Annotated in this window: 15 protein-coding genes; 6 read left to right on the top strand and 9 right to left on the bottom strand. The window is 56.6% G+C overall.

Going from position 1 to position 15996, the window contains the following annotated elements:
- Window positions 1–11 precede the first annotated feature (11 nt).
- From CLV58_RS18425 to CLV58_RS18400, 6 genes are all read right to left on the bottom strand, one after another.
- Entirely contained in the window at window positions 12–617 is a 606-nt protein-coding gene (locus tag CLV58_RS18425) for a PD-(D/E)XK nuclease family protein (RefSeq protein WP_106139294.1), read from the bottom strand.
- A gap of 54 nt (window positions 618–671) precedes the next feature.
- Window positions 672–1115, bottom strand: a complete 444-nt coding sequence (locus CLV58_RS18420) for a DMT family transporter (RefSeq protein ID WP_106139293.1) — start codon at window positions 1113–1115, stop codon at window positions 672–674.
- Between the two features lie 29 nt (window positions 1116–1144).
- On the bottom strand, window positions 1145–2668 hold the full coding sequence (locus tag CLV58_RS18415; RefSeq protein WP_245882376.1) for a tagaturonate reductase: 1524 nt from the start codon (window positions 2666–2668) through the stop codon (window positions 1145–1147).
- A gap of 105 nt (window positions 2669–2773) precedes the next feature.
- Window positions 2774–3436 (bottom strand): bifunctional 4-hydroxy-2-oxoglutarate aldolase/2-dehydro-3-deoxy-phosphogluconate aldolase, encoded by a 663-nt coding sequence (locus CLV58_RS18410; protein ID WP_106139329.1) that lies wholly within the window; start codon window positions 3434–3436, stop codon window positions 2774–2776.
- 83 nt (window positions 3437–3519) lie between these two features.
- The gene (locus CLV58_RS18405; RefSeq protein WP_106139292.1) at window positions 3520–4515 is read right to left on the bottom strand and encodes a sugar kinase; all 996 of its coding nucleotides are present in this window, start codon (window positions 4513–4515) and stop codon (window positions 3520–3522) included.
- 120 nt (window positions 4516–4635) lie between these two features.
- Window positions 4636–5976, bottom strand: a complete 1341-nt coding sequence (locus tag CLV58_RS18400; RefSeq protein ID WP_106139291.1) for an MFS transporter — start codon at window positions 5974–5976, stop codon at window positions 4636–4638.
- Window positions 5977–6110: 134 nt separating this feature from the next.
- Here CLV58_RS18400 and uxuA point away from each other — a divergent pair, with 134 nt between their 5' ends.
- From uxuA to CLV58_RS18380, 4 genes are read left to right on the top strand one after another with little or no spacing between them, the layout of a single operon-like run.
- On the top strand, window positions 6111–7295 hold the full coding sequence (gene uxuA, locus CLV58_RS18395; RefSeq protein ID WP_106139290.1) for a mannonate dehydratase: 1185 nt from the start codon (window positions 6111–6113) through the stop codon (window positions 7293–7295).
- A gap of 55 nt (window positions 7296–7350) precedes the next feature.
- On the top strand, window positions 7351–7980 hold the full coding sequence (locus tag CLV58_RS18390; protein WP_106139289.1) for a PDDEXK family nuclease: 630 nt from the start codon (window positions 7351–7353) through the stop codon (window positions 7978–7980).
- A gap of 42 nt (window positions 7981–8022) precedes the next feature.
- On the top strand, window positions 8023–9450 hold the full coding sequence (uxaC, locus tag CLV58_RS18385) for a glucuronate isomerase (protein ID WP_106139288.1): 1428 nt from the start codon (window positions 8023–8025) through the stop codon (window positions 9448–9450).
- A gap of 14 nt (window positions 9451–9464) precedes the next feature.
- Window positions 9465–10340 carry an alpha/beta fold hydrolase gene (locus CLV58_RS18380; RefSeq protein ID WP_106139287.1) on the top strand — a complete coding sequence of 292 codons (876 nt, stop codon included), beginning with the start codon at window positions 9465–9467 and terminating at the stop codon, window positions 10338–10340.
- Here CLV58_RS18380 and CLV58_RS18375 read toward each other — a convergent pair.
- Window positions 10300–11577, bottom strand: coding sequence for a metal-dependent hydrolase family protein (locus CLV58_RS18375; protein WP_106139286.1), 1278 nt, complete (start codon window positions 11575–11577; stop codon window positions 10300–10302). The genes CLV58_RS18380 and CLV58_RS18375 overlap by 41 nt on opposite strands.
- A 325-nt stretch (window positions 11578–11902) precedes the next feature.
- Between CLV58_RS18375 and CLV58_RS18370 the strand changes: the two genes are divergently transcribed.
- Window positions 11903–12118 carry a hypothetical protein gene (locus tag CLV58_RS18370; RefSeq protein ID WP_106139285.1) on the top strand — a complete coding sequence of 72 codons (216 nt, stop codon included), beginning with the start codon at window positions 11903–11905 and terminating at the stop codon, window positions 12116–12118.
- Between the two features lie 33 nt (window positions 12119–12151).
- Here CLV58_RS18370 and CLV58_RS18365 read toward each other — a convergent pair whose 3' ends face one another.
- Complete coding sequence (locus CLV58_RS18365) at window positions 12152–12595, bottom strand: DUF4920 domain-containing protein (protein WP_106139284.1); 444 nt, start codon at window positions 12593–12595, stop codon at window positions 12152–12154.
- 129 nt (window positions 12596–12724) lie between these two features.
- On the opposite strand from CLV58_RS18365, the gene CLV58_RS18360 reads away from it, so the two are divergent.
- Complete coding sequence (locus tag CLV58_RS18360; protein ID WP_106139283.1) at window positions 12725–14779, top strand: M13 family metallopeptidase; 2055 nt, start codon at window positions 12725–12727, stop codon at window positions 14777–14779.
- Between the two features lie 136 nt (window positions 14780–14915).
- On the opposite strand, the gene CLV58_RS18355 is transcribed toward CLV58_RS18360, so the two are convergent.
- Window positions 14916–15974, bottom strand: coding sequence for a spore photoproduct lyase family protein (locus CLV58_RS18355; protein WP_106139282.1), 1059 nt, complete (start codon window positions 15972–15974; stop codon window positions 14916–14918).
- Window positions 15975–15996: the final 22 nt, after the last annotated feature.

The following is a 15996-nucleotide window of genomic DNA, read 5'->3' as shown; positions in this document are numbered from 1 at the left end:
CGTCTGACAAGTCATCGGCGTCGGGCGTCGGGGTTTTCGCCGGGCGTGACAAAGATTTTTTTATCGGTGATCAGCGCGCGGTGTTCGTCCAGAAACGCTTTGAACTGCCGGATTTCCTCGACCTGCCTGTCGATGGGGTGCGTCAGACTGTAGCTTTCCACGTAAACGTCGTTGAAGTCGGTAATGACGTATTCCATGAGCTTGATGCCTTTGCGTTTGAGGGCGTGTAGGTACAGATTCTGGTGATTGTGTACAAAACGTCCCGGCTGATAGTTGCCCGTCGTTTTCAAGTCAACCGCTTTGAACGAGCCGATCAGGTCGACATAGCCGTAGAACAGCACGTCCTCGATTTCTAACTGGCAATACACCTGCGTGTCGACAATGGGGCGGGGAAGCAATTTTCGAACGCGCTTGATGATATCGGGGTTGAACCGCTCTTCGTCGGTACCTTTGACGACGGCTTCTTCGAAGGACGTTCCGCGTTCCTGCGCAGCGGTGGTCGGCGTCGGCACGCGGTTGATGCTATCGATAAGCTGCTGAACGGATAGGTTACCACCCTGCATATAGCGCGAAAAGGTGTTGAGCAGCGAGGGGTAAAAGCGGTACTGAATCGGCATAGCAGCGTCGGAAAGGAGTCGTTTTCCTATAAAACCGAACGCGAAATGAACGGATTAGTTTTTTACCACCAGCAGCACACCACCTACGATAAGCAACAAGCCCAGTAACCGCCAGCCGTTGGCCGGGTGCTGCGCGAATCCTAACAGCCCGTAATGATCCAGGACGACGGCCGCCAGTAATTGACCGGCTACGCTGAGGCTAACCAGATTCGCGGTGCCGATGCGGGGTACGCTAACGATGACTGTCGTGACGTAAATGGCCCCGATCATGCCCCCTGTCCATTTCCACCAGCTGATTTGCCGGACCGCGTCGAGGGCGGGTAGGGGGACCCGCATGAACAGTAGGGCAATGGCTAACGACAAAAAGCCGCTGCCGAAGGAAACGGCAGCGGCCAGTACTGGATTGCCCAGTGATTGCCGTAGGTTGGCGTTGACGCCGGCCTGAATGGAGATAGCAATACCGGTCAGAAACGCGAGCAGCACGAAGATGTAATTCATGCGCGCAAAGGTAGGCAGCTACGCCAGACTCAGGCTGCTCCCAGGTGCTTTTCCAGCGTCGGCTCGACACCGTCCGTCAGCATGGCGTGCAGATGACGGGCAACGGCCTCGCTGAAGCCAGGAAGCGCGTTTAGGTCGGCCTGCCAGAGTGTGGTGTCCGACAAAACGCTTTTGACAAACGCCTGAACGGCATCCAGTGAGTTGTCTTCTACCGTCTGCCAGTCGCCGTAAAAATAGCCGGCTTTGTCGTCGCGGATCGGGTAGGCGAGGATGCCACCGCCCGGCACGCTGATTTCGCCGATGAACTGCCCGTTTTCTTCGCGGATCGCCCGCATAAACAGCAGGTAAGCGGCAAACCCAAAAGCCATCTGCGCTGGTACGCCCTTGCCCTGCTCGTAGTAGCGTTGCAGCGTTGCGACGTTACGGGCCTGCATCTTGGCCGTTTCCTGCATCGAAATGTTCAGCAGCAGGTGGTCGAGGTAGGGGTTGCGGAATCGGTCGAGTACGTCGTCGGCAAATGATTTGATTGCGGCAGCGTCCATGCCTGGCTCGCTATAGTGGGGTACCGTCGGTACGATTTCGTCGAGCATCAGTGATTCGATGAACCGGCTCATGAGCGGGTGGTTCATTTCATCGGCTACGGTTTCCAGACCCAGCAGGTAGCCCAGCGGCATCGTCAGCGTGTGCGTACCGTTCAACACCCGCAATTTACGCTCCTTGTAAAAGTTGATGTCTTCGTCGATGATGATTTCGGGTGTGTCGGCGAAGGGTAGCATCTCACGTACCCGATCGTCGCCTTCGATCGCCCACAGATGATACGGCTCCGTAAACGTCAGCAGATCATCGGTATAACCTACTTCGGCCTGTAGCTCCTGCCGGGCTTCTTCGGTCGGGCGTGTTACGATCCGGTCGACCAGCGAATTGCAGAAACGGACGTGGAATTTGAGCCATTTGGTAAACAGCTTGCCCAGTTCGTTGTAAGCTGTCAGCTTTTCAACGGCCTCGCGTAGCTTGAGCCCATTATCCGTGACCAGTTCCGTCGGGATAACGATCATGCCTTTGGCTTTCGAACCGCCTACGCTGCGAAACCGCTCGTACAGAAATGCCGTCAGTTTAGCCGGGAACGACTTGGGGGGCTTCTGAAAAATGCTTTCCTCGACGTAATCCAGACCGACTTCCGTCGTGTTGGAAATAATGATTTGCAGGTGCGGGTTACGCGCCAGCATCAGAATTTCATTCCACTGCGTCTGAGCCGCCATGACCCGGCTTACCGCCGATACGACCGTGTTGGTTTCGATGGCTTTCCCCTGCTGAATCCCGCGCACTGCCACCGTGTACAGATTGTCCTGACTGGCAAACTCATCGGTTTGTCCGTCCGTCGATTTGACGATGACGATAGACCCGCCGAAGCTCCCGCGTTCGTTGGCTTTCTGAATAAAATAGTCAGGAAGGCCGCGTAGCAGCACGCCTGTGCCAAATTGTAGTACTTTTTCGGGGAGTTTAGGGGCGGGGTGGACAAGACGACTCAGTGGGGGCATGGTATCGGTAAGCATAGGGTTGGGGCGGTTTACGGTTTTTCAGTATACGGTTTTCGAATAACGTGTTTCTGACGGATCGACAGACTGCCGAAAAAACGCAAACCAAAACCGTGAACCGGATTACAATTCAGCAATAATACGAACTACGTCGCGAACGGTGGTCTCTATTTTATCGAATGTGCGGTTTGCCAGAACATCCTTCGGGAAAAGCTGCGATCCCATCCCGACGGCTACGACGCCAGCCTTGAACCAGCGCGCCAGACTTTCCTGCGTCGGCTCGACTCCGCCCGTCACCATCGCGCTGGCAAACGGCATCGGCCCGCTCAGACTTTTGACGAAATTAGGGCCAACGACATCGCCCGGAAAAATCTTGACGACTTCAACCCCCCATTCATGCGCCGTCGCAATTTCGGTCAGTGTTGCGCAGCCGGGCAGGTAGGCAACTTTGCGCCGGTTACAGAGCCGGGCAATTTCTTCATTGAAGTTGGGGCCGACGATGAAATCGGCACCCAGTTGCAGGTACAGGGCTGCTGTGGGGGCATCGAGTAGCGTACCGGCTCCCAGCACCATGTCGGGATAATCACGGGCGCAACGTTTGCTCAGTTCGGCGAACCGTTCGTGCGCAAAATCGCCCCGGTTCGTAAACTCGAACGCTCGGACCCCCGCCCGGTAGCAGGCGTCGAGGACACCGTCGCACACGTCGGCATCGGGGTGGTAAAAGACGGGTACCAGCGGCACCTGCCGGATGGTTTGGTAAACGGTAAGACGGGGTATGCGGGACATAATTTCGGTATTCGGTTTACGGTATTCGGGTTGCAGTCGGCGGTTCACTGAAAACCGTAAACTGAATACCGAATACCGACAATTTATCGCTTCAGCTTGCCGGAGCTGTCACCCTGTTCGAGCGTTTCGACTTCGGCGACGGTGGCGAGGTTGACGTCGCCGGGAATGGTGTGTTTCAGGGCCGACGCGGCTGAACCAAACTCAACGGCCCGTTGCGGATCGTTGAAGGTAAGCAGCCCGTAAATCAGCCCCGCCATATAGGCGTCGCCCGTACCAATCCGGTCGATGATCGGCTGCACGTCGTAGACACGCGATTTGTAGACCGTTGTACCGTCGAATAGTTTGGCCGACAGCTGATTGTGCGACGCGCTGATGGAATTGCGCTTGGTATCGGTGATGTAACGGAGCCTTGGAAAACGCTCGATCATGGCCCGGCCCGCTTCCTGAAACGTGCTGCCCACGACGCCGTAGATTTCTGAAAACAGGACTTTCCCGCCCAGGACCAGCGTACAGCCTTCGGTCAGGGCGGGCATAATCTGCTGGGGCGTTTTGCCGTACTGCCACAGATTGCTGCGGTAAACGATGTCGCCCGACACCGGAATATTCAGCCGGTTTGCCGTTTGGATACCTGCCAGCAGACAGTCGGCGGCACCCTGCGAGAGGGCGGGCGTGATGCCTGTCCAGTGAAACCAGTCGGCCCCGTCGAGTACGGTATCCCAGTCGATATCGTTGGCCTGAATGCGGGCAAAGGCTGAGTCGACGCGATCGTAGATGATCTGACTGGCACGACTGCCTGCGCCCATTTCCAGAAAATAAAGCCCCATCCGTCCGTCGCCGTAGCGGATAAATTCCGTGCTGACGTGGTGGCGTTGCAAATAACCCGCTGCCGACCGGCCCAGCCCGTTTTCCGGGAAGCGGGTGACATGGTGGGCCTGCAACCCAAACTGCGCCAGCGACACGGCGACGTTGGCTTCGGTACCGCCGAAGTGCATGGTCAGCGTGTCGGTTTGGGCCAGTCGATTTACGCCCGGTGGACTCAAACGAAGCATCACTTCGCCAAACGTGACAATTTTTTTCATGGTAGGGATCAGTCTGCGGTTTACGGTTTTCTGTTCACGGTTTACGGTGGACCCGTGTGCCGGTAGCCGATAGGCAGTGGCGTTGGTAAAACCGTAAACTAAAAACCGATTACCGTAAACCTAAACGAATTCGGTGGTTAGTTCTTCCGTCCGGACGGGTTCCATGCGGGGGAGCACCAGGTGTATAATCACCAGCGCAATTAGATACGAGCAACTGGCAATGATAAACATGGGTACGTAGCCGAAGCTGGTGATGATACGACCGGCCAGTAGTGCCAGCAGAATCCCGCCAACTGCCCCAAACATACCCCCGATACCCGTCACGGATGCGACGACATTACGTGGAAACAAATCCGACGCAAAGGTATACATGTTTGCCGACCAACCCTGATGAGCCGCCGTTGCTAGTGCAATGAGGGCAATGGCGACCGTCAGGCTGCTCGTCTGGGCCGCGAAGAAAATCGGGACGACGCAGAGCGCACAGATCAGCATGGTCGTTTTACGGGCGCGGTTGGCTGTCCAGCCTCTGTTCATAAACTGTGTGGTGAGCCAGCCGAAGAAGATGCTGCCCGCGTCGGAAACGACGTAGATAATCAGGAACGGAATACCGAAACTTTTCAGGTCGAGCTTTTGATCAAGGGCGTCGTTGGAGTTGAAAAAGTCGGGTAGCCAGGTCATGTAAAACCACCAGATCGGATCGGCCATGAATTTTCCCACGGCAAAAGCCCACGTTTGCTTGTAACCCAGCAGCTTGCCCCAAGACACCTTCAGTGGCACGATCGTTTCGTCGTCGCTGCGGATGTACGCCAGCTCGTCGGCCGACAGTTTCGGATTCTGTTCGGGGCGGCTATAGGTAAACCACCAGAAGCCCAGCAGCAGAAAGCCAAGAACGCCCGTCACCAGAAACGAACTGCGCCAGCCGTAGTGCAGAATTAGGTACGGAACGGCCAGGGCTGTCAGGATGATACCCACGTTGGCACCCGCGTTGAACAGGCCGTTGGCGAAGGAGCGTTCTCGTCGGGGAAACCATTCGGCCACGGTCTTGATCGAGGAGGGGAAGTTGGCAGCTTCGCCCAGACCCAGCAGCGCCCGTGCCCAGCGTAGCCCCGTCATGTTGCTGACGAAGGCCGTGAGCGCAGCCGCGATGCTCCAGACCACGATCCCCAGCGAGAAGCCGCGCTTGGTACCGATCTTGTCGATGAGCCAGCCCACCAGCAGAAAACCAATGGCGTACGCGAACTTGAAGGCTGCATCAACGTCGCTGTAGAGTACTTTGAACCGGTCAGTCGCTTCTTTGGTCAGGACGGCGTCGGGGGCCAGATCGAGCATTTCCTTGCGGAAAACCTCGTCGGTCATGGTGAACGAAAGTACCTGTCGGTCGACGTAGTTAATGGTGGTAGCGAGGAAGAGCAGCGCAACGATTCGCCAGCGAAAGCGGCCGGTAGTGGTCGGTGTTTGCAAAATAAATGGGGTCTAATTGGGGAGAAAAGCGAGGTCGCTGCTTTTTTTACCTAAAAATACGGATTCGGAAATTACCCAGTTGGTAGTACCTATCCACGCATTGCATAAATTTACGTAATCGGTTACACTAACGTATGCTTGAACAAACCTGGCGCTGGTTTGGCCCCACTGATCCCGTTTCGCTAGCCGACGTCCGGCAGGCGGGCGCTACCGGCATCGTAACAGCCCTTCACCAAGTCAAGAACGGCGATGTCTGGTCGGTCGACGACATCCGGACGCGCAAAGCACTCATCGAACAGGCGGGGCTACGCTGGTCGGTGGTCGAAAGCATTCCGGTACATGAGGGAATTAAAACCCGCAGTGGCGACTTTCAGACGTACATCGAAAACTACAAGGAATCGATCGTCAATCTGGCTGCGGTCGGTATCGACACGGTCTGCTACAACTTCATGCCCGTTCTCGACTGGACCCGTACCGACCTCGACTACCTGATGCACGATGGCTCGACTGGTCTGCGCTTCGACGCGACGGAATTCGCGGCTTTCGAACTGTATATTCTCGAACGGCCCGGTGCGGATTATTTTTATTCGGCCGAGCAGCAGGAACGCGCCCGTGCCCGCCTGCACAGCATGACCGAGCAGCAGGTGAAACGGCTGATTCGCACGATCATCGCGGGCTTGCCGGGTTCGGAAGAAAGCTATACCGTCGAACAGTTCCGCGACGCACTGGCTACCTATGCCGACATCGGCGACCGGGAGTTGCGGCAGAATCTGTACGCGTTTCTGCGTGAGATCGTCCCCGTGGCCGAATCGGTCGGGGTACGGCTGGCCATCCACCCCGACGATCCGCCGTATCCGATTCTGGGGTTACCACGCGTCGTCAGTACCGAAGCCGACGCCCGTGCGCTGCTGGCGGCTGCCGATTCGCCCGCCAACGGTCTTTGCTTTTGCACGGGTTCCTACGGCGTCCGGCCCGACAACGACCTGGCGGGTATGGTGCAGCGGCTGGGTAACCGGATTCATTTCGTCCACCTGCGCAGTACCGAGCGTTTCGCCGACGGTAGTTTTCAGGAGGCCAACCACCTGGAAGGCGACGTACCCATGGCCCGTGTGATGCAGGCGCTACTGGCTGAGCAACAGCGCCGGAAAGCCGAAGGGCGAGCTGACTACCAGATGCCGCTTCGCCCCGACCACGGCCACCGCATGCTCGACGATCTGACATCGGGTAAACGTACCAATCCCGGCTATACCGCCATTGGGCGGCTGCGTGGCCTGGCTGAACTGCGTGGGCTGATGGTGGGGCTGAGCCATGATCGGTAGGCCACAAATCCCGGCGAAGGTCGTAACTTGCTTATCTAACGTCAGGTGCTGATCAATGGAAACTGTAGTAAAACCAAAACGGTCGCTCACCCCCGAACAACAGCAGCTTCGTGCCGAACGAGCCCGGCTGCGTAAGTCGCTCGTTTACGAGATGTGGAATGGAAAACCTGTCTATTATGCCGGCTATCAGGACGTATTAGGTGGTCGAAAAACGGTTGAACAGGTAATGAGTTCGAGTATTTTACAGAGCCGTTTGGTTGTACGACTATCGGCGTATTTACTATCTGTACTGGACCTTTCCGAATACGATGTATTGGGAAACGAACTGGGTATTCAGTTCGCGAAGGGCGACTGGCGGGCGTGCGATGTAGCCATCTTTACGCTGGCTGATCTGGCCGATCAGGACGAAACCAAGTACGCGTGGGTCGCTCCGAAAGTAGCGATTGAGGTCGACACGAAGGCGGATCTGGATTCACTCGACAGTCCGTTCGACTACTACGAACGGAAGACAACCCAGCTTCTCGATTTCGGTGTCGAAAAAGTAATCTGGCTGTTCACGAAGTCCCGGAAGGTCTGGATTGCCGAAGCCAACAAAGACTGGATTATTCGCGACTGGAGTCAGGCCGTGCCGGTGCTGGCCGACTGCCAGTTTGTGCCGGACGAGCTGATGCCGCCGAAAAAATAAATGACAGCCGGGAAAAACCGACCGGCTTTTTCTTTTGCTCCTATGAACACCCTGACGCTTTCCCCCACGTTCCTGTCCGACGACTTTTTGCTGCAAACCGACACGGCACGGCGGCTTTACCATGACTATGCCCGATCGATGCCGATTATCGACTACCACTGTCACCTGCCGCCCGATCAGGTTGCCGCTGACCGGCGGTTCGATACGATAACGCAGCTTTGGCTGTACGGCGATCACTACAAATGGCGGGCGATGCGGACCAACGGGGTCGACGAACGGTATTGTACCGGCGACGCCAGCGACTGGGAAAAGTTTGCCAAGTGGGCCGAGACGGTGCCGTACACGATGCGGAACCCGCTCTACCACTGGACCCATCTGGAACTCAAGAATCCGTTTGGCATTACCGACGTGCTTAGCCCGGTGACGGCCCGCGATGTGTACGACCGATGCAACGAGCAACTACCTGATTTCACCAGTCGGAAGTTGCTTCGGCATTTCGACGTACGGGTAGTCTGCACGACCGACGATCCGCTCGACAGCCTGGAACACCACCGGGCCATTGCCGCCGATCCGTTTGGGGTGAAGATTCTGCCTACGTTCCGACCCGACAAAGCGATGGCGGCCGAAGACCCGGCAGCCTTCCGGGCGTACGTGAAACGGGTTGAGGAGGTAACGAACCGCGAGATCCGTTCACTGGCTGATTACCTCGACGCCCTGAAATCGCGGCACGATTACTTTGCCGAGCTGGGTTGTCGCCTGTCGGATCATGGACTGGAGATGATCTATGCCGAACCCTACACGGAGTCGGAAATTCGCACGATTTTCAACCAGCTATTGCCTGATTACGACAACGCCCTGGCTGATCTGAGCCCGGTGGATATTGCCAAGTTCAAGTCGTTCATGCTGGTGCAGTTCGCCGAGTGGGATCACGAAAAAGGCTGGACACAGCAGTTTCACCTCGGTGCCTTGCGCAACAATAACCGTCGTCGGCTGCGGGAGATTGGTCCCGATACGGGCTGGGATAGCATCGGCGACTTTCAGCAGGCTGCGGCACTGAGTCGTTTTCTGGGTGGTCTCGACGACCGCGACAAACTGGCCAAAACGATTCTGTACAACCTCAATCCGGCCGACAACGAAGTGATGGCAACGATGGCCGGTAACTTCAACGACGGGTCGGTACGGGGCAAGGTACAGTTCGGGTCGGGCTGGTGGTTCCTGGATCAGAAAGACGGGATGGAGAAGCAGATGAACGCGCTGTCGAACATGGGCTTGTTAAGCGCATTCGTCGGTATGCTGACCGACTCGCGCAGCTTTGTCTCCTACAGTCGCCACGAATACTTCCGCCGGATTCTTTGCAACCTGTTCGGTAACGACGTCGAAAACGGTGAGCTGCCCAACGACGTCGACTGGATCGGTAAGCTGGTGCAGGATATCTGCTACCGCAACGCTGAGCAGTACTTCGGATTTTAATCTGACTGAACCCTATGACGCACACCACTGTCGATACCAATGGCGTGCGGTTACACGTCGTACAGGCGGGTCCGGAAACGGGGCCGCTTGTGCTGTTGTTGCACGGTTTCCCCGAGTTCTGGTATGGCTGGACCGCACAGATCGATGGGTTGGCTGAGGCTGGCTACCGGGTCTGGGCACCCGATCAGCGCGGGTACAACCTGAGCGACAAACCTGATGGCATCGATGCGTACCAGCTTGATACGCTGGTTGCCGATGTAGTCGGGCTGATCGACGCGGCTGGTCAGGAGAAAGCGATTATTGTTGGCCACGACTGGGGCGGCATCGTGTCGTGGTGGCTGGCCGTGTCGCACCCCGAGCGGGTCGAGCGACTGGTAATTCTGAACGTGCCACATCCCGCCGTCACGCGGAAGTTTATCCGGCAGTATCCGGGGCAGTTGCTGCGTAGCTGGTACATCGCCTTTTTTCAACTGCCGATATTGCCTGAATGGATTATGGGCGCTAACCGAAGCGCGATGCTGGCCCGCACGTTGCGCACAAGCAGTCGTTCCGGTACCTTTTCCCCCAACGATCTGGCACAATACCGCACGGCCTGGTCGCAACCGGGTTCGGTGCGCAGTATGATCAACTGGTATCGGGCGCTCATCCGTCGGCCACCGGCTCGCCGTCCGTCTGTTCGGGTGACGATGCCGGCGCTGATTATCTGGGGTATTCACGACCAGTTTCTGAAACAGGAACTGGCACAGGCCAGTCTGCGCCTGTGCGACGATGGCCGCGTGGAATACCTCGATACCACCCACTGGGTGCAGCACGAAGCGCCCCAGCGGGTGAACGAGTTGATTCAGGGATTTACTGCTTATACACTTTCCCGTCCTTCATCACGAATGTGACGGCCTGTAGCGTTTTGATATTCTGAATCGGGTTATCGTCGACGGCGATGATGTCGGCGAACTTGCCCGTTTCGATCGAGCCGATCTGATCGACCATTTTCAGCAGCCGGGCGTTGGTCAGCAGGGCCGCGTTGATGGCTTCAACGGCTGGCATGCCCGCTTCAACCATGTACTCGAACTCTTTGGCGTTGTAACCGTGGATGAATACCCCGGCGTCGGTGCCGAACGCAATTTTCACCCCGGCTTTATACGCTTTTCCGAAGGTCGCCTGAATCTTCGGGCCGATAGCCAGCGCTTTCGGAACGACGAGCGGGGGATAGTAGCCGAAGTGCCGGGCTGAGTCGGCGGCTGTCTTGCCGGCAATGATCGTCGGGACGTAGTAGGTGCCGTGCTTTTTAAACAGTTCGATGGCTTCGTCGTCCATCAGCGTGCCGTGTTCGATAGTCTGCACGCCCGCTTTGATGGCCCGTTTCATGCCTTCGGCCCCGTGGGCGTGAGCCGCTACAGCAAAGCCGTAATCGTTGGCGGCTTTCACCACGGCATCGACTTCATCCTGCGTAAACTGCGGTCCCGACCCATCCTTGGCATTGCTCAACACCCCGCCGGTCGCCGTGATCTTGATCAGGTCCGACCCATCCTTGTACCGTTGCCGAACGGCTTTGCGGGCCTCTTCGGGCGAATTGATAACGCCATCTTCCGGACCGGGATCACCCTGTAGGCTTTTCTTATAGCCGTTGGTCGGGTCAGCGTGGCCACCCGTTGTCGCAATGGACTTGCCGACCGTCAACACGCGTGGTCCGTCGACAAGGCCGGCGTTGATGGCGTTGCGGAGCGATACGTTGATACCCGACCCACCCAGATCACGTACGGTCGTGAAGCCGGCCAACAGCGTCGTTTTGGCGTACTGTGCCGACCGGAACGCAACATCGGCCGGGTTCATCGTGAAGTTGTCGATGGTACCACCGCGCCGGGTTTGACTTTCCAGGTGCACGTGCATGTCGATCAGGCCGGGTAGTACCGTCTTGTTTTTCAGATCAATGACTTTATCCTGACCCGACGCGGCCGTGTAGCCTTTCTGCACAGCCGTAATCTTGTTACCGTCGACGACAACGGTCATTTGGGGTTGCAGCGTGTTGCCGGTGCCGGTGAAGAGATTACCACAGTGAATAAGGGTACGTTGGGCAAGTAACGGCGTTGCCAGCAGCGAGAGCCCCGCCAGCAGGTACATTTTTTTCATAGACTAAATTGGTTGGGTACAAAAAAGGCTGCAACCGGTTCGTTGCAGCCCTCAATCTATTGATTTATCGCGGTATCTCCGAATAATCGTTGGTAAGCAATAATACTTATAAGCGACTAACCAGAAGAATTGGTCGGCCCGTTGACTGTCCATCAACTTCACCAAGATACTGTCCCTTTAAAATGACTTTATAGGATTGCCCTGCCAGGTCCAGTCGAATAGAGTCTGTGCGGTTGATTTCATTGGGACGATACACCGTGCCGGTGAGAAGATCGAATAATCGCACCCGTTGACTAGACTGAGCCTTTACCAACCGTATGCTGGCATGTACACTATTTGGGACGAGACAGATTACGGGCTTTGGGCAGTACGAAATCCCCGCCGTGTCAACGACAACGCTGATACCATCTATCACCGGAACGGTAGTGCCCGCCTTCAGTTCGATGTAGCCGTCGGGTACGGCGGGAATGGGGGCCGCGTGTCGGCAGGCTGCGAAAAAGCCAACCAAGGCTACACTCAGCCAAATGCCAATTCGTCCTAATTTCATAATGGTGTGAAAGGGAAATGTGAAATTCTACTTCACAATGACGCCGTCGGCCATGAATGTCAGGGCTTTTTCGGGCTTGGTAATCTTCGCGATTTCTTCCTTCGACTTCCCGGCATCTTCAGCGTAGTGGCGCAGTTCGTCGACGGGCGTGGTCGTAGTTTCGGCAATGCCTTCCATTACTACTTTTTTGCCGACGATGTCTTTGGGGACGAAGAAGCCGTAGTCTTTAAACATGACGCGCATCGTTTGTCCGTCGCCGGTCTTCACTTTCATCCAGCAGCCTTTCATCTTGCAGACGTCCTCAACGGTACCTTCGACTTTGGTCGTTAGCTTGTCTTTGCCGCTCATTTTTGCCGCCAGCTGGGTTGCCGGAATCGCCCCCGCTTCGGAAATTTTCTTGCCATGGTAGCTGGTCTGACTGTAACCAGCGATCGATGCACAGAGTAGCATCAGGGTCATTACTGTCTTCATACGTGGTCAAACGGTTGGTTTTACGAATTGCCACCGGAATCGCGCCATTACCGTACATCATTAAGCAGTTGCGATTCGTTGGTCAATAACCAAAATTACTAGTTTATAACGAAAAGGTACCCCTTCATCATGCGACACACGTCACGTTTGTTGGTAGCCGGATTGAGCGCTCTGGCGCTGACGGCCTGCCACAAAAACACCGATGCCGACACCAGCTCTGCGCCCGAACGAACGGTTTTCTTCGACAAATCGGGCATGGACACCACCGTGCGACCCGGCAACGATTTCTTTACCTACGCCAACGGCACCTGGGTGAAGAACACAAAAATTCCCGATGATCAGACGGGCTGGGGCTCGTTCAACACACTCTATGATGAGAATCTGAAAAAGACGAAAGTCATTCTGGAAAAAGCGGCTGCCGCCGACGCAAAGGCGGGCAGCGTCGAACAGAAGGTCGGCGACTTCTATGCGAGTGGTATGGACACGGCCCGTATCGAATCGCTGGGCTACGAGCCGCTAAAACCCGAACTGGCCAAAATCAAGGCGCTGACCGATTACAAAGGCGTGCTGAACTACCTGGCTACCAGTAAGTCGGACCCCGGTGGACGGCTGATCGGTTTTTACGTCGGGGCTGATGACCGGCAGAGCAGTACCAACCGGATCAACTTTGTGCAAGCCGGTTTGTCGCTACCCGAGAAGGAGTATTACACCAAGACCGACTCGGCTACCGTCGCGGTGCGCAAGGCATTCGTAACGTATATCGCGAAGCTGTTCACGCTGACGGGCATCGATCCGACGTCGGCAAAAACAAAGGCCGACGGTATTCTGGCGTTTGAAACGATGCTGGCCCGGTCGCACAAAGCCCCCGCCGACCTGCGCGACCCGGTGGCGAATTACCACAAACTGGCCGTTGCCGACCTGACGCGTCAGCAGCCGAACCTCGACTGGCGTACGCTGCTCAATACGATGGGGCTGAGCAAGATCGACTCGGTACTGATGGGGCAGCCGGAGTACTACCTGGCGTTGAACAAGAGTCTGCCAACCGCATCGGTCGATGAACTGAAAGATTACCTGACGTTTACGCTTATCGACGGGAATGCGGGGCTGCTGAGCAAACCGTTCCGGGAGGCCAGTTTTGCATTCAAGGGTAAAACGCTCAATGGACAACTGAAAGAACCGGAGCGTTGGAAACGCGTTGCCGACGCGGTCGACGGCTACCTGGGCGATGCGCTGGGTCAACTGTGGGTGAAGCAGTATTTTCCGCCCGAAGCCAAAGAGCGGATGCTGACGCTGGTCGATAACCTGCAAAAAGTGTATCGTGAGCGCATCGACAAACTCGACTGGATGGCCCCCGAAACCAAGAAGGTCGCGCTTGTCAAGCTGGATAAGTTTCTGAAAAAGATCGGCTATCCCGACAAGTGGAAAGAGTACACGGACGTAAACGTAAAACGTGACGATTATTTCGGCAACGTGCAACAGGCCCGCGCCCACCATGTGAAGGAAGATTTCGACAAGGTCAACCAACCCGTCGACCGGGCTGACTGGATGATGACGGCCCCGACTGTGAATGCGTATGCCAACCCGAGCAACAATGAGGTTGTGTTCCCGGCGGGGATTCTTCAGTTTCCGTTCTTCGACAAAGACGCCGACGATGCTATCAACTACGGCGCTATCGGTATGGTGATCGGCCATGAAATGACCCACCTGTTCGACGATCAGGGACGGCAATACGACCAGAACGGCAACCTCCGTGACTGGTGGACAAAGCAGGACGGTGAGCGTTTCTCGACAAAAACGCAGGCCGTGGTGAAGCAGTACGACGGCTACTCGATCCTGAACAACATGCACGTCAACGGCCGGCTGACGCTGGGTGAAAACCTGGCCGATCTGGGCGGGATTACGCTGGCGTATCAAGCGTTCAAGCTGACGAAAGAAGGGCAGAGCAACCAGAAAATTGACGGCTTCACGCCCGATCAGCGATTCTTCCTGGGCTTCGCGCAGGTATGGCGTATCAAAGTGCGCGATGAAGCGGAACGGGTACGCATCACGACCGATCCGCACTCACCCGCCAAGTTCCGGGTCAATGGGCCGCTGGCGAACTTTGAGCCGTTCTACAAGGCATTCAACGTACAGCCCGGCGACAAGCTCTACAAACCCGAAGTCGATCAGGCGAAGGTGTGGTAGGGTGATCAGCGAGTATGTGTAGCCTGGACCTCCAGGTCCGGGTGCCCGTCAGGGCAACTACGTCAGGCGGCAGCTAACCGGCCGCTATCGCGTCCACCCGGACCTGGAGGTCCAGGCTACATATACCTCAGGTAACTTACGTCCAGTACAAAATCGGCGCATTCGGAAAGCGGGACTGCCATTCGGCGTAGAAGAACGCTTTCATTTCGCGCATTTCCTCCGGGCGGTAGACGTACTTGGTACCGCCGAACTTGTTACGCTTCTCGGCCCGTGTCTCCTCATCCATGTCGAGCGACGTGTTAGGATACCACTGAAGCAGCACGTCCTTGGAGCCGGGCGTAAAGCGGTGACTGATAAACTCGACGTTCATATCAGCCGGGAAGTCGATCACCTCGGCAATGCGGTCGAGCAAGGCGGTGTAGTGCGCGCGCCAATCGGGGATGGGCATGATCGGCGCAATGACCAGTCCGATGGGGTAGCTCCCACCACCCCGCTCGCGCGGCAAAGCCAGCTTACGCAACGCCTGCAACCGCGCTTCCAACGACGCGGTACCGCCTTCCAGCCGACGGGCAATCGAATCGGCGTTCAGACTGAAGCGGGCGCGGGTCTGTCCGTTATGGGGCAGATCGAGCAAACTGTCGACCTGATCATATTTAGTGACGAACCGGAGCTGGCCATGTTTGCGTGTACCGAAGTGTTGGATACACTCGGCCAGGCTACCCGTCAGGTGCTCGATGCCGAGAACGTCGGTGTAGCAGCTTACCTCGAACGTTGTCGGGCGGTTGGTATCGGTGCTTTGCCAGCTTTTGTTGGGCGGATACGTTCCCTCGTACGTGGCCGTGTTGGCCAGCATCTTGGGCAGATTAGCATACGCCCGTACAACCGGCGGACCAGTCAGGCTACCCGCCAGATAGCAGTACTGACAGTGAGCCGGACACCCTTCGGCCAGATTCATTTGCCAGTCGGCTGATGGGGGAATGGGTTGCAGCCGAAAGGCACTCGGCGGTGCGTTGACGATTGCCAGTGTGTTTTTGGCGATGCGGTAGGTCTCGCGTTCGTCGGCCCCACGCAGGCCGGTAATACGGTTTCCTTTAGCGATGTCGACTGGCAGGTCAAGCGCCGTTACCCGCTCGTAGATCGCCTGTCCGAACGGTTCGTTCAGCGCATCGGGCGTGAAGACTACTCGTTTCGGCATCCACAAACGCGGTGAACGCAGC

Source organism: Spirosoma oryzae, assembly GCF_003002825.1.
Lineage (GTDB): Bacteria > Bacteroidota > Bacteroidia > Cytophagales > Spirosomataceae > Spirosoma > Spirosoma oryzae.
This window is presented reverse-complemented; position numbering and strand designations above follow the sequence as displayed.